Source organism: Chelativorans sp. M5D2P16 (assembly GCF_034427935.1).
In the GTDB taxonomy this organism is placed as follows: Bacteria; Pseudomonadota; Alphaproteobacteria; order Rhizobiales; family Rhizobiaceae; genus Chelativorans.
Genome location: NZ_JAXQNM010000025.1, coordinates 122,423 through 134,771, shown reverse-complemented (window position 1 = coordinate 134,771; position 12,349 = coordinate 122,423). Strand labels below are relative to the sequence as shown.

Genomic DNA, 12,349 nt, shown 5'->3' with positions numbered 1-12,349 from the left:
CAAGGAAGCGTCGTCGCTACCACTCCGGCGAAACCGCCGCGCCCTCGAAGATCTCCGCCAGCCGCCGGCGCGTCGCCGCCGTCGTCTCTTCTGGCAGGGCATCGAGGGTGAAGAAACGCGCCTCGGCGATCTCCCGGTCCGGCACGTGTGTGCTGGTCTGGCGGAACGCGGTGACCAGATAGACGGCGACGTGATCGCGCCGGCTTGCCTGGCGGTTGAAGTGGATCGATTGCAGCACCGGGGCGCCGGTGAGCGCGATATTGCCTTCCTCGGCCAGTTCGCGTTCAAGCGCCGTCTCGAGGGTCTCGCCGGGCTCCACACCGCCACCCGGCAATTGCCAGCCGGCCACGTAGGTGTGGCGCACGAGCAGGACGGCGCGCCTCTGGGCGTCGAAGACGACGCCACGCGCCCCCAGAGTCATGGGCCGGCGCAAGAGGAACCACAGATGGAACAGACGTACCCTGAGCCGCATTTTCTCCGCAGGAAGCGGCCCGGTTCTTTTCAATACGCCACTCATGCGAACCGGCCCGAGGGCTGGAAAGCCGAGCGGCACTGAACTACACACGAAGCATGTTTCGCCTTGCGCATTTCTCCGACATCCATCTGGGGCCGCTGCCCGACATAACCTATCGCGAACTCGTCTCCAAACGCATCACCGGCTACATCAACTGGCATCGCTTCCGGCGGGTCGCCCTCGACAACGGCATCATCGACGAAATCACCGAAGACATGCTGGCCGCCAGGCCCGACCACATCGCACTCACGGGCGATCTGGTGAACCTTGCCCTCGAAAAAGAGATCGAGATGGCGCGACTGTGGCTCGAAGCGCTCGGCACCCCAAAGGACATCTCCGTGGTGCCGGGCAACCACGATGCCTATGTGCCGGGCGCGTTGGATCGGGCCTGCCGTGCGTGGGACGGCTACATGGCCGGTGACGGGGTGACAGCGCCCGCCCGCCGCAACCGCTTTCCCTATCTGCGCGTGCGCGGTCCGGTGGCCATCATCGGCGTGTCGTCGGCGCGCGCCACCGCCCCCTTCCTGGCCAGCGGCTATTTCACCGAGAGCCAGGCGCGCAAAACGGCGACACTTCTCGACGAAGCGGGCGCGCGCGGGCTCTTCCGCATCATCATGATCCACCATCCGCCGGTGCGCGGCGCCACGGGGCCGCACAAGCGGCTTCTGGGCATCGGCCGGTTCCAGAAAATGGTGCGGCGGCACGGCGCGGAACTCGTGCTGCACGGGCACACGCATCTGGCGACCGTACATAGGATCGACGGAAAGGACGGCGCGAGCGTACCGGTCGTCGGGGTGGCCGCCGCCGGCCAGAGCCACAACGGTGCCAAGCCGCCCGCCCACTACAACCTGTTCGAGATCATCGGAGCACCGAGCAGCTGGCAGGTGCATCTCAGCCGCCGGGGCGCGGCGCAAGCGGGCGACCGCATTACCGAGCTTTCCAGCCAATGGCTGGTTGCCGCGGACCGGACGCCCGCCTGATCTCAAGACCGAAGGGCCCTGTGCAAGGACGCCGAAGAGAAATGTCCTCGCCCGCTACGGCTGCAGGTATTGCTGCAGCTCCGGAAACCGGTCGGACAGGAACAGGAGGACCGCCGCCACGCCGACCACGCCGCCGGCGATCACGAGAAGCAGGCCGCCGAAGAAGGCTTTCCACATACTGCGCGGCTTGGCATCGGACGAAGCCTCCTCCGCCCGCGCGACCTCCGCGCGGCGCGGCAGCGGCTCGACCTCGCCCTCCACGATGCGCTGGCGCTCGACGATGCGCTCGGCGATATAGCGGGTGACCTGATCGGCCACGGGCTTGATCTCGCTGGATTCGGCCAACACCACGCGGCCGAGCCGGGTGTCGCGCAGGAACCGGTAGGTGCGCCGGTCGCGCCCCATGGTGACATGCGCCACCGCATCGATCCACAGCCGCGGCTGCTCGCCCGAGGAAATGACGAAATCGAAGGCCGGATCGTCCTCCGGCACATCGGTAAAGACCGGCTCCAGTTCCTGAGCCAGCAGTTCGAGCCGGGTGCGGCTCGCCTCGCGCATTTCCACCACCACGTCCTCGCGGTCGGCGGCGGCATTCTTCATCTCGCGCACCGCGTCGGAGAGCCGGCGTACATTGGAAATCGGTGCGACGTTCTGGCCAGCCTCGCTCATGATGGTCCTCCAGACCAAGCTATCCTTAACCCATCGTTAACACGGGCGGGAGGGAAAATCATCTCGATTTGTTCCGTTTTCGTGCCCGGCAGTAGGGCCGGCCTCAGCCGATCGCCCGACGAAGGATACGCGCCATCTCTTCCGGCGCTTCCACGGGCAGCATATGCCCGAGATCGGCAAAGATATGGCGCGAAAAGCGTGTCGGCAGATCGCTTGTCTGGCGCACGGGCAAGACGGCGTCGAGCCTGCCCCAGACAACATGGACCGGCATTTGGAGCGCCGCCAGAAGGTCGCGCGGCAGAACACCCTGCCGCCCCTCGCGCGTGATCAGCTTCGAGATGCGGGTAAGCAGGGTCAGCTGCCGCGGGGTGGCCCGCATCGCCATCGCCTCGCTCACCACGGCTTCGGATGCGCCGCCGCGGCCGCACATGAGAGCGAGGCAATCGCGGACTTCGCCGGCGCTGTCGGCGACGGCCAGGCGGCGCAGGAGCGGCGCGTTGATCTCCGGTCCCAGGCCGCCCGGCGCAAAGAGCGTGAGAGAGGCGACGTCCTGCGGGCGTGCCAGCGCGATCAGCGCCGCCACTGCACCGCCGAAGGAATGGCCGGCCAGATGAAACCGCCTGATGCCGCGCCCATCGAGAACGGCACACACCGCCTCGGCAGCGACACGCGCCGGACCGGCATCCGAAAAATCCAGCGAGCGTCCATGGCCCGGCAGGTCGAAGGCCAGTACATGCACGCCGCTGCCGAGTGCCGCGCGCACACCGCCCCACGCCCGGTGCGTGGCGGCAAAGCCGTGCAGGAGGACGAGGGTCGGTTCGCCCTCGCCCGTCTCGTCCATGTAGAGCGGGGTGCTCACCCGACGATGCGGTTGGCCGCCGACACAACCGCCTCGAGCGAAGCGGTCACGATGTTGGTGTTGATGCCGACGCCGAACAGCTTGCCACCGGGATGTTCCATCTCCATGTAGCAGACGGCGGCCGCATCGGCGCCGCGCTGCAGCGAATGCTCGGAATAGTTGAACACCGTCATGTCGACGCCGATATGGCTGGAAAGCGCGTTGGTGAAGCCGTCGATCGGTCCGTTGCCGACACCCTTGATGATCTTTTCCTCGCCATTATCCAGGATCGTCGCCTCGACGATGCGCCGCCCCCGCACCTGCGGATCCGGAAAGGTCTGGTGGTCGACGAATTTCAGCCGCGCACCGGGCTGGTCGACATAAAGCTCCATAAACCGTTCATGGATGCGCTTGGCGGGGAGTTCCTTGCCATCCCTGTCGGTGATGGCCTGGATGTCCTCGCGAAACTCCACCTGCAGATTGCGCGGCAGATTGAGCCCGTAATCGGCCTGCAGCACATAGGCGATGCCGCCCTTGCCGGACTGGGAATTGATGCGGATGATGGCTTCGTAGGTCCGGCCCACATCGGCCGGGTCGATGGGCAGGTACGGCACCTCCCACAATTCCTTGTTCGCCTGGCGGAAGGCCTTCATGCCCTTGTTGATGGCATCCTGGTGGGAGCCCGAGAAAGCGGTGTAGACAAGCTCGCCAACATACGGATGGCGCTCGGGAATCCTGAGCTGGTTGGAATATTCGTAGACATCCTTGATGCGGTTGATGTCCGAGCAGTCGAGCAGCGGATCCACCCCTTGCGTGTACATGTTGAGCGCCAGCGTGACGATGTCGACATTGCCGGTGCGCTCGCCATTGCCGAACAGCGTGCCTTCCACCCGGTCGGCGCCGGCCAGCAGGCCGAGCTCGGTGGCGGCAACGCCGGTGCCCCGGTCGTTGTGGGGATGCAGCGACAGGATGATCGAGTCGCGCCGGTCGAGATTGCGGCTCATCCACTCGATCTGGTCGGCGTGGATGTTGGGCGTCGACATCTCCACCGTGGCCGGCAGGTTGAGGATGAGCTTGTTTTCGGGCGTCGGCTGGACGATCTCGGTCACCGCGTTGCAGATTTCCAGCGCCACCTCGAGCTCCGTGCCGGTGAAGCTCTCCGGCGAATACTGGAAACGGTAGCCACCTCCCGCCTTGGCCGCCATGTCGGTGATCATCTTGGCGGCATCTGTGGCGATCCGCTTGATGCCGGTCACATCCTTGCCGAACACGACGCGGCGCTGAAGCTCGCTGGTGGAATTGTAGAAGTGCACGATGGGGTGCGTGGCCCCCTTAAGCGACTCGAAGGTCCGCGCGATCAGTTCCGGCCGGCATTGCACGAGAACCTGGAGCGAGACGTCCTCGGGCACATTGCCCTGTTCGATCGCCCAGCGGGCGAAATCGAAGTCCGTTTGCGAGGCGGAGGGAAAGCCGATCTCGATTTCCTTGAAGCCCATGTCGAGCAGCAGGGCGAACATGCGCGCCTTGCGTTCGTGCCCCATGGGGTCGACGAGCGCCTGGTTTCCGTCGCGCAGATCGACCGAGCACCAGATCGGCGCCTTCTCGATGCGCTTCGACGGCCAGGTGCGGTCGGGCAGGTCGACATGCGGATAGGGCTGATATTTGCGTGCGGCGGTAGGCATGCCCTTCACCCCCGCCCTGTCATTGGCGATGTCGTTCTTCACGTCCATCTTAATAACTCCAGCGGCTGCCCCCCGGTGATTTGGTCCGATGGGAAAGGCCTTCTGTCAAGGCTTCGTCTAGATTGTTGAATGGAAGGAGCGCGCCAGTGCATCCGGCGACACGATCGCCGGGCGCCCCTTCACCGGACCCGACGATCGCCGATAAGGCCGAGCAGGAGCAGGGTCGAGAGCAGCGCGTGCGCGACCGCGCCGCAGCCTGCGGACGGATGAAAGCTCGAAATGCACGCGCTCTGTGACATGGCCGCTTGATAGCTCACGCCGGAGACAGGCGCAAGGGGCGGCTTGACGGCACGGAACGTCCGATGTATTTAACATACTAGCTAATTAACCAGAATAGAAAATACAATGAAAGAAGACCCGCTGAGCGCGGCTTTCGCCGCCCTGGCCGATCCGACCCGCCGCGCCATGCTGGCGCGGCTGTGCGAAGGGGAAGCGACGGTGAACGAGATCGCCGCTCCCTTCGATCTGTCGCTTCCGGCAATCTCGAAGCATCTGAAGGTCCTGGAGGGCGCCGGACTGATCTCGCGCGGGCGAACCGCGCAATACCGCCCGTGCCGCCTGGAGGCCGGGCCGCTCAAGGAAGTCGCCGACTGGGTGGAGCGCTATCGCCGCTTCTGGGATGAGAGCCTCGATCACCTGGACGGCTATCTGAAGGAATTGCAGGAGAAGGAGCCTTCCGATGACGTCTGAGTCTGCAGCCGCCCGGCAGTCCGATGCCGAGCTTTACATCTCGCGCCGTTTCGACGCCCCGCGCACGCTCGTGTTCGAGACCTGGACCAGGCCCGAGCACCTCAACCGCTGGTGCTGCCCGACTGGCTTCACCATCCCCTTCTCAGAAGGCGAGATCCGCCCCGGGGGAACCTTCAGGACGTGCATGCGCGCGCCTTCCGGCGAGGAGCATTGGCTGAGCGGCACCTATCGCGAGATCGTCGTGCCTGAGCGCATCGTCTTCACCCATGCCTGGCACGACGAGACAGGCAAGCCCGGGCACGAGACGGTGGTGACCGTCCGCCTCCAGGAAGATGGCGAAGGGACACGCCTCACCCTGCATCAGGCCTTCTTCGCATCCAAGGCCGCCCGTGACGGCCACGAGGGCGGCTGGAACGAGACGCTCGACAGTCTCGCCGCCTATCTGGCGGGCCTCGCCGACCAGAGCCACGCGTGAAGCCGAGCGCTTGAATCACTTCGCGAGCGGACCGGGACAAGGCTCCGCAACGACTCGCCTTTCCCCGTCTCGCAAGGAGACCGCAATGCACACGACCACGACGAAAGACGAACCGTCCCTCACCCTCACCCGCATGTTCGATGCCCCGCGCACCCTCGTCTTCAGGGTCTGGACCGCCCCGGAACATCTCGCTCGCTGGTGGGGGCCGAAGGATTTCTCCGTTCCCTCCATCAAGACCGATTTCCGGGAAGGAGGCGCATGGCGAAGCTCCATACGCTCGCCGGAGGGACGGGAATATTGGGCGCACGGCACCTACCGGGAGATCGTCACGCCGGAACGCATCGTCTTCACCTTCACCTGGGAGGAAGAAGACGCGATCGACACGCTGGTCACCGTCACCTTCGAGGAGGTGGATGATGGGCGAACGAAGCTCACCTTTCATCAGGCTCCGTTCACGAGCATTGACGCGCGCGACGGCCATGCCGAGGGGTGGGGAGAATGCCTGGACCGCCTGGGCAGCTATATCGAAGCACGGAAGGAGGATATGCGGTGAAAAAGACCTATCACGGAAGCTGCCAGTGCGGCGCGGTGCGCTTTTCCGCCAATCTCGATCTCGCACCGGAAGGAGAGCGCTCGGAGCCGACGCGCGAGGGCCCATGGTGGACCTCCACCCGCCGCTGCAACTGCTCATCCTGTCTCAAGACGCGCTTCTGGAAGATCTTCGTGCCACCGGAGGATTTCTCGCTTCTTTCCGGCGAGGAGGCGCTGACGGAATACCGCTTCGGCGACGGCGGAATCCGCCACCTCTTCTGCAGGCATTGCGGCGTCCACCCCTTTGCCAGCGCCGATTTCGACATCATGGGCGGGCCGTTCCATGCGGTGAATATCGTCTGTCTGGACGATGCAAGCGACGAGGAACTGGCGGGCGCCCCCGTTATCTACGAGGACGGGCGGCACGACGCCTGGGACCGACCGCCCGCCGTGACCGGGTTTCTGTGAGGAGCCGGGACGTGCGCAAGGTTCGTCAGCTCGAAAGCCCGTTGCGCGCGGCGACCTCCTCATAGGCGGCCCGCAGCCGCTCGCGCACGCCCGGACCTTTGCGCGGGCGCGCGGGCGGCGTGCCCAGATGCTCCTGGCGCAACTCCTCCATGAAATCAGCCCAGAGCGCCGGTCCGCCCTCCTCGAGAAGCTGTGCGCGGATGGAAAGCGCCTCCGTCACCGGCAGCCATTTGCGGCCCCAGGCGCCGATCATGGCGAAGACGGGCAGGAGTTCGACGCCCTTCTCCGTCAGGCTGTAAATCGCCTTCTGCTTGTGGGTGGGATCGTCCTTTCTGGAGATCACCCCTTCCGCGGTGAGCCGGCGCAGGCGGTCGGCCAGGATGTTTGAGGCGATCCCCTCCTCCGATTGCGTCAACAGCTCGCGGAAATGACGGCGGTTTCCGAACATCATGTCGCGCAGGACGACGAGGGACCATTTGTCCCCCAGCACCTCCACGGTGAGGTTGATGGGGCAGCCCGAGCGGTGGGCGGCGGTTTCCTTTTCCACTTCCAAATCACACCTCCTGAAAAACTGATTGCAATATGGAACCATTATAAATAATATGCAACCAGTTGCAAAATACAATCAAAATGGACGGTACCATGGACCTGTTGCCCACGAGTGAACGCGTAATCAGGACAGATGGCATTGAGATCGCCACGGAAGCATTTGGCGACCTGTCCCATCCGCCGGTTCTGCTCATTATGGGTGCCATGGCCTCCATGCTTTGGTGGCCCGAGGAGTTCTGCAGGAAACTTGCCGCGCGGGACCGATACGTCATCCGCTACGACAACCGCGACACGGGCCTGTCGACGACCTATGAGCCGGGCAATCCACCCTACACCTTCGATGATATGGCCGGCGACGCCATCCGTGTTCTCGACGCTTACGGGATAGAGTCGGCCCACATCGTCGGCATGTCCCTTGGCGGAATGATCGGCCAGATGGTTGCCCTGGCGCATTCGGACCGTGTGGCGACGCTCACGGCCATCAGCACCTCTCCAATCGGCACGGATACGTCCTCCTTGCCACCAATGAGCGAGGCATACCAGGAGCATGCTGCCGCGGGAGAGATGGTTGACTGGACCAACGAGGCCGAGGTGATCGACTTTATCATCAAGGACACCCGGATGATCGCCGGCACAACCCATCCCTATGACGAGACTGCCGCCAGAAATCTGGTCGAGCGCGACGTGGCGCGTGCCCGGTCCTTCGTCAGTGCCACGAACCACTTTATCCTGAAAGGTGGCGACGGGTGGAAAGGCAAGCTGAACGAACTGGTCCCGCCGTTGCTCGTTATTCACGGCACGACCGATCCGCTCTTCCCTGTCGAGCACGGCGCCGCTTTGGCCGCGGAGGTCGATGGAGCCAGATTGGTCAGGATCGAGGGAGGCGGGCACGAACTGCACCCGGCGGACTGGAACCAGATCCTTTCCGCCATCGCCGAGCACACCTGCGCATAACCCGAGACCCGCGAGGGAGATCGAAATGACGAACGAGAAGGGAAAAACCGTCCGGCAGCTTTTCGAAGCCTACCGTGTCAAGGACCGCTCAATGATCGAGCCGCTGCTGGCAGACGACTTCACCTTCACCAGCCCCTATGACGACGCGATAGACAAGCGCGCCTATTTCGAACGCTGCTGGCCAAACAGCGAACGCATCGAGCGACATTCTCTGGAAGAAATTGTCGGGTCGGGGGACCGCGTCTTCGTCTTGTATCTGTGTCGGACCCGCGAGGGAAAGGAGTTTCGCAATGTCGAGACCTTCGACTTCGAAGGCAGCCGCATTCGCGCCATCAACGTCTATTTCGGCGCGGCTTACACCGACGGCGTCTTCCAGCCTTCCTGAGGGAGGCGGCACGCAACACGTCAAGGAGGAGAAAATGAGCTTGCCGGAAATCGTTTCGCGAGAGGAATGGCTGGAAGCCCGCAAGGCGCTCCTGACCAAAGAGAAGGAAATGACGCGGGCGCGCGACGCATTGAGCGCGGAGCGCCGGCGCTTGCCGATGGTCAAGGTCGAGAAGGACTATGTCTTCGACGGACCGAACGGCAAGAAGAGATTGATCGATCTCTTCGAGGGCCGGCGCCAGCTTATCGTCGACCATTTCATGTTCGATCCGCGCTGGGAGAAAGGCTGCCCCGGCTGCACAGGCGATGCCGACGAAATGTCGGACGGGCTCATACGCCACCTCAACCATCGCGACACGTCATTCGCCTGTATATCGCGGGCGCCGCTTGAAAAGCTCGAGCGCTACAAGGCCGAGCGCGGCTGGACCTTCCCCTGGTATTCGTCCTACGGCAGCGACTTCAACTACGATTTCGGCGTAACGATCGACGAAAACCGCGCGCCGGCGATCTACAACTACCGCACCAGGGAAGAGCACCAGAAGGCCGGCACCGGCTACTATTTCGACGGCGAGCCGCCGGCCGAAGCGGCTGGCCTCAGTTGCTTCCTGCGCGTCGGCAACGACGTCTACCACACCTATTCGGCTTTCGGCCGCGGCGACGAGGCGATGGGCGGCGCCTATTACTGGCTCGATTTGACCGCGCTCGGCCGCCAGGAGGAATGGGAAGAGCCGAAGGGCCGCGTGGAGAGCCCCCGCGCCAGCCTGCCGTTCTTCGACGACTGACGAGGAGCACCATGGATTTGCATCAAACGATAGGCCGGCGCTCGCTGCTGAAGGGCGCCACGGCTTCAATTGCACTTGGTGTCGCGGGCCTCGCCCGCGCCGCCGGCGGCGGGACGGCAAAAGGAGAGACGATGGCAGGCAAAGCTGCAATGGCGGAGGTTCTCGAAGCCCTGCAAGAGAAGATGGACCGCCACGTGGCCGACGGCTATATCCCCGGTGCGACCTGGCTCATCCACCATGACGGCGAAACCCACGTCGGCACAACCGGCACTTTTGAGATGGATGGCGCTGGCAAGCCGATTACGCGCGACACGATCTTTCGTGTCGCCTCCATAACCAAGCCCATTACGGCCGCTACAGCCATGAAGCTGGTGGAAAACGGCACAATCGGTCTCGACGATCCGGTCGACGAGTTCCTCCCGGAGCTCGCCCGGCCCCGCGTACTGAGGAGTGTGGAATCGGACCTCGAGGACACGGTGCCCGCCGAGCGCCCGGTCACCCTGCGCCATCTCCTGACACAGACCTTCGGCCTCGGCGCCATCATGGTCTTCCCGGAAAAATACCCGGTCCAGTTAGCCATGCGCGAGGCGGGCATCGCGCCGAGCTGGGTGTTGCCCAAGATGACGTCCGACGAATACATGCAACGGTTGGGCGGCCTTCCCCTCGCCTACCAGCCCGGCGAACGCTTCCTCTACAATAACGGCCTCGACGTGGCCGGAATCCTGGTCGAGAGGGCCACCGGAAAGCGGCTTGGCGAGGTCATGCGGGAGTGGCTGTTCGAGCCGCTCGGCATGAAGGACACTGCCTTCTACGTGCCGCCGGAAAAGCTCGACCGCCTGCCCACGCAATACGGACCGGACTTTGCCGCGGGGGACGGCGCCCTCATCGAGTACGGCCCCGAACAGGGCGTCGACTTCACCGCCCCGCCGCCCATGGATTCCGGCGCTGGCGGGCTCGTGACGACGGTGGACGACTATGCCGCTTTCCAGCGCATGATGCTGAACGAGGGAGAACTGGACGGTACGCACATCCTCAAGCCCGAGACCGTGGCCGAGATGACGCGCAACCAACTCACGCCCGGGCAAATGAGCACATCCGATGCCACCATGTTCATGGAAGATGGCGGTGCCGGCTGGGGGCTTGGCATGTCCGTCATTCTCGGCGAGACGAAGATGGGTCTCAAGCCCGGCGCCTTCGGTTGGAACGGCGGCTACGGCACGACCGCCTACACGGACCCGCAGAACCGGGTGATCGGCATGCTCTTCACGCAGAGGCTCATGGATTCACCAGAACCGCCAATGACTTACGTCGATTTCTGGAATCATGCCTATAAGGCGATCGGGTAATAGGAAAGAAGTCATGGAGAAGACGCGACACGGAAGCTGCCACTGCGGCGCGGTGCGCTTCGCCGCCGAACTCGACTTGCGCGAAGAGACGAGCCGCTGCAATTGCTCGGTCTGCACCAAGGGGCGGTTCTGGAAAAGTGTTGTTCCGGAAAGTGATTTCCGGTTGCTTGCGGGTGCCGATGCGCTCACCGAATACCGGTTCGGAAGCGGCACCATTGTCCACCTCTTCTGCAGAAACTGCGGTATCAAGCCCTTCGGGCGCGGGCATCTGGAGGAACTCGGCGGCACCTTCTACGCGATCAACGTCGCGTGTCTGGACGATGTCCCCGGGGAGGAACTGGCCGCCATCCCCGTCAAGTTCGAAGACGGCCGGCACGACGCCTGGGAGCGGCCGCCCCGCCATACCGCTCATCTCTGACGCGACGCCGGCAGCGATTTCCTCGGGCGCCGTCGGTAACACGCTGACGCGGCAGTGACGGTGGCGACCTTATCCGTCTTCGGAATGTCCGTTCTTGGCCTTGTGTTCCGGCTCCACGTGGATGGTCACCCGCGCGCCGGGCAGTTCGTCCTCCAGCGCGTGCTCGATGCGGTCGCAGATTTCGTGCGAGCGCTCCACCGTCATGTCCGAGGGGACGACGAGATGAAACTCGATGAAGCGGGCGCGGCCGGCCTCGCGCGTCTTCACGTCGTGGAATTCGAGGGCGCCCTCGTAATTTTCCGCGATGATGCGCTCGGCCCTCTCGCGCTCATCCGGCTCGAGCGCCACGTCCATCAAGCCCTGCACCGAGCCGCTGACGAGGTGCCAGCCGTGCCAGAGGATGCTGGCCGCCACCACCACCGCCATCGCCGGATCGAGCCACAACCAGCCCGTTGCGAGCGCCAGGAGAAGACCGGCGATCACGCCCGCCGAGGTGATGACATCGCTCCACAGATGGCGGGCATCCGCCATCAATGCCGGCGAACGCGCGGCGCGGCCCGCCCGCATGAGCACCAGGGCCCATATCCCGTTTCCGACCGCGGCAAGCGCGTTGACCGCCATGCCCACGCCCGGCGTCTCCAGGGCATGCGGTAGATAGAAGGCAAGCACGGCCTCGCGGAAGATCAAAAGGGCCGCGACAACGATCAGCACCCCTTCAAGCACGGCGGAGAGATATTCGGCCTTGTGGTGCCCGAACGGGTGCTCTTCATCCGCCGGGGCGTGCGCGACGCGAATGGCGTACCAGGTCACGCCCGCCGCCACGACATTGACGATCGATTCCATGGCGTCGGAGAAAAGCGCCACGGAGCCCGTCAGCCACCAGGCGGCGAATTTCAGCGCCAGAACCGCCGCGCCGACGACGATCGTCCAAAAGGAAAGACGGCGAACCGTCCTGCCGGATGTCATGCCTGACCGACCCCTCACTCGTCCATGCTCCCGGCGCGCGGGG

16 protein-coding genes are annotated in these 12,349 nt (G+C 64.3%); 10 read left to right on the top strand and 6 right to left on the bottom strand.

The features are described from left to right. Positions 1-16: 16 nt before the first annotated feature. Entirely contained in the window at positions 17-472 is a 456-nt protein-coding gene (locus SIN08_RS11945; protein ID WP_322451797.1) for an NUDIX domain-containing protein, read from the bottom strand. 98 nt (positions 473-570) lie between these two features. Here SIN08_RS11945 and SIN08_RS11940 point away from each other — a divergent pair, with 98 nt between their 5' ends. Next, entirely contained in the window at positions 571-1,494 is a 924-nt protein-coding gene (locus SIN08_RS11940) for a metallophosphoesterase (RefSeq protein ID WP_322451796.1), read from the top strand. Between the two features lie 54 nt (positions 1,495-1,548). Here SIN08_RS11940 and SIN08_RS11935 read toward each other — a convergent pair whose 3' ends face one another. From SIN08_RS11935 to leuA, 3 genes are all read right to left on the bottom strand, one after another. Next, the gene (locus SIN08_RS11935) at positions 1,549-2,163 is read right to left on the bottom strand and encodes a hypothetical protein (protein WP_322451795.1); all 615 of its coding nucleotides are present in this window, start codon (positions 2,161-2,163) and stop codon (positions 1,549-1,551) included. A 103-nt stretch (positions 2,164-2,266) separates the two neighbouring features. Beyond that, positions 2,267-3,022: an alpha/beta fold hydrolase gene (locus SIN08_RS11930; RefSeq protein ID WP_322451794.1), complete on the bottom strand. Its 756-nt coding sequence runs from the start codon at positions 3,020-3,022 to the stop codon at positions 2,267-2,269. After that, positions 3,019-4,683 carry a 2-isopropylmalate synthase gene (leuA, locus tag SIN08_RS11925; RefSeq protein ID WP_416208067.1) on the bottom strand — a complete coding sequence of 555 codons (1,665 nt, stop codon included), beginning with the start codon at positions 4,681-4,683 and terminating at the stop codon, positions 3,019-3,021. The genes SIN08_RS11930 and leuA overlap by 4 nt, the downstream gene beginning before the upstream one ends. Positions 4,684-5,088: 405 nt before the next feature. Here leuA and SIN08_RS11920 point away from each other — a divergent pair, with 405 nt between their 5' ends. The 4 genes from SIN08_RS11920 (at position 5,089) to SIN08_RS11905 (ending at position 6,907) form a co-directional block, all read left to right on the top strand. Then, positions 5,089-5,433 (top strand): ArsR/SmtB family transcription factor, encoded by a 345-nt coding sequence (locus tag SIN08_RS11920; RefSeq protein ID WP_322451792.1) that lies wholly within the window; start codon positions 5,089-5,091, stop codon positions 5,431-5,433. After that, on the top strand, positions 5,423-5,908 hold the full coding sequence (locus tag SIN08_RS11915; RefSeq protein ID WP_322451791.1) for an SRPBCC domain-containing protein: 486 nt from the start codon (positions 5,423-5,425) through the stop codon (positions 5,906-5,908). Before SIN08_RS11920 ends, SIN08_RS11915 begins: the two co-directional genes overlap by 11 nt. Before the next feature lie 85 nt (positions 5,909-5,993). Further along, positions 5,994-6,461, top strand: coding sequence for an SRPBCC family protein (locus tag SIN08_RS11910; protein WP_322451790.1), 468 nt, complete (start codon positions 5,994-5,996; stop codon positions 6,459-6,461). Beyond that, positions 6,458-6,907, top strand: a complete 450-nt coding sequence (locus tag SIN08_RS11905) for a GFA family protein (RefSeq protein ID WP_322451789.1) — start codon at positions 6,458-6,460, stop codon at positions 6,905-6,907. Before SIN08_RS11910 ends, SIN08_RS11905 begins: the two co-directional genes overlap by 4 nt. 25 nt (positions 6,908-6,932) lie before the next feature. Here the strand turns inward: SIN08_RS11905 and SIN08_RS11900 are convergent, their stop codons facing one another. Continuing rightward, on the bottom strand, positions 6,933-7,499 hold the full coding sequence (locus SIN08_RS11900) for a winged helix-turn-helix transcriptional regulator (protein ID WP_416208055.1): 567 nt from the start codon (positions 7,497-7,499) through the stop codon (positions 6,933-6,935). 50 nt (positions 7,500-7,549) lie between these two features. Here SIN08_RS11900 and SIN08_RS11895 point away from each other — a divergent pair, with 50 nt between their 5' ends. The 5 genes from SIN08_RS11895 to SIN08_RS11875 all read left to right on the top strand — a co-directional run bounded on the left by SIN08_RS11895 (position 7,550) and on the right by SIN08_RS11875 (position 11,340). Next, positions 7,550-8,410: an alpha/beta hydrolase gene (locus tag SIN08_RS11895; RefSeq protein WP_322451787.1), complete on the top strand. Its 861-nt coding sequence runs from the start codon at positions 7,550-7,552 to the stop codon at positions 8,408-8,410. Positions 8,411-8,435: 25 nt separating this feature from the next. Next, complete coding sequence (locus SIN08_RS11890; protein ID WP_322451786.1) at positions 8,436-8,795, top strand: nuclear transport factor 2 family protein; 360 nt, start codon at positions 8,436-8,438, stop codon at positions 8,793-8,795. A 34-nt stretch (positions 8,796-8,829) separates the two neighbouring features. Continuing rightward, a complete protein-coding gene (locus SIN08_RS11885; protein ID WP_322451785.1) occupies positions 8,830-9,576 on the top strand; it encodes a DUF899 domain-containing protein in 747 nt (248 codons plus the stop codon). Between the two features lie 131 nt (positions 9,577-9,707). Further along, positions 9,708-10,922, top strand: coding sequence for a serine hydrolase domain-containing protein (locus tag SIN08_RS11880; RefSeq protein WP_322451784.1), 1,215 nt, complete (start codon positions 9,708-9,710; stop codon positions 10,920-10,922). A gap of 13 nt (positions 10,923-10,935) precedes the next feature. Then, positions 10,936-11,340 carry a GFA family protein gene (locus SIN08_RS11875; RefSeq protein ID WP_322451783.1) on the top strand — a complete coding sequence of 135 codons (405 nt, stop codon included), beginning with the start codon at positions 10,936-10,938 and terminating at the stop codon, positions 11,338-11,340. Positions 11,341-11,409: 69 nt separating this feature from the next. Here SIN08_RS11875 and SIN08_RS11870 read toward each other — a convergent pair whose 3' ends face one another. Then, positions 11,410-12,306 carry a cation diffusion facilitator family transporter gene (locus tag SIN08_RS11870; RefSeq protein WP_322451782.1) on the bottom strand — a complete coding sequence of 299 codons (897 nt, stop codon included), beginning with the start codon at positions 12,304-12,306 and terminating at the stop codon, positions 11,410-11,412. Positions 12,307-12,349: the final 43 nt, after the last annotated feature.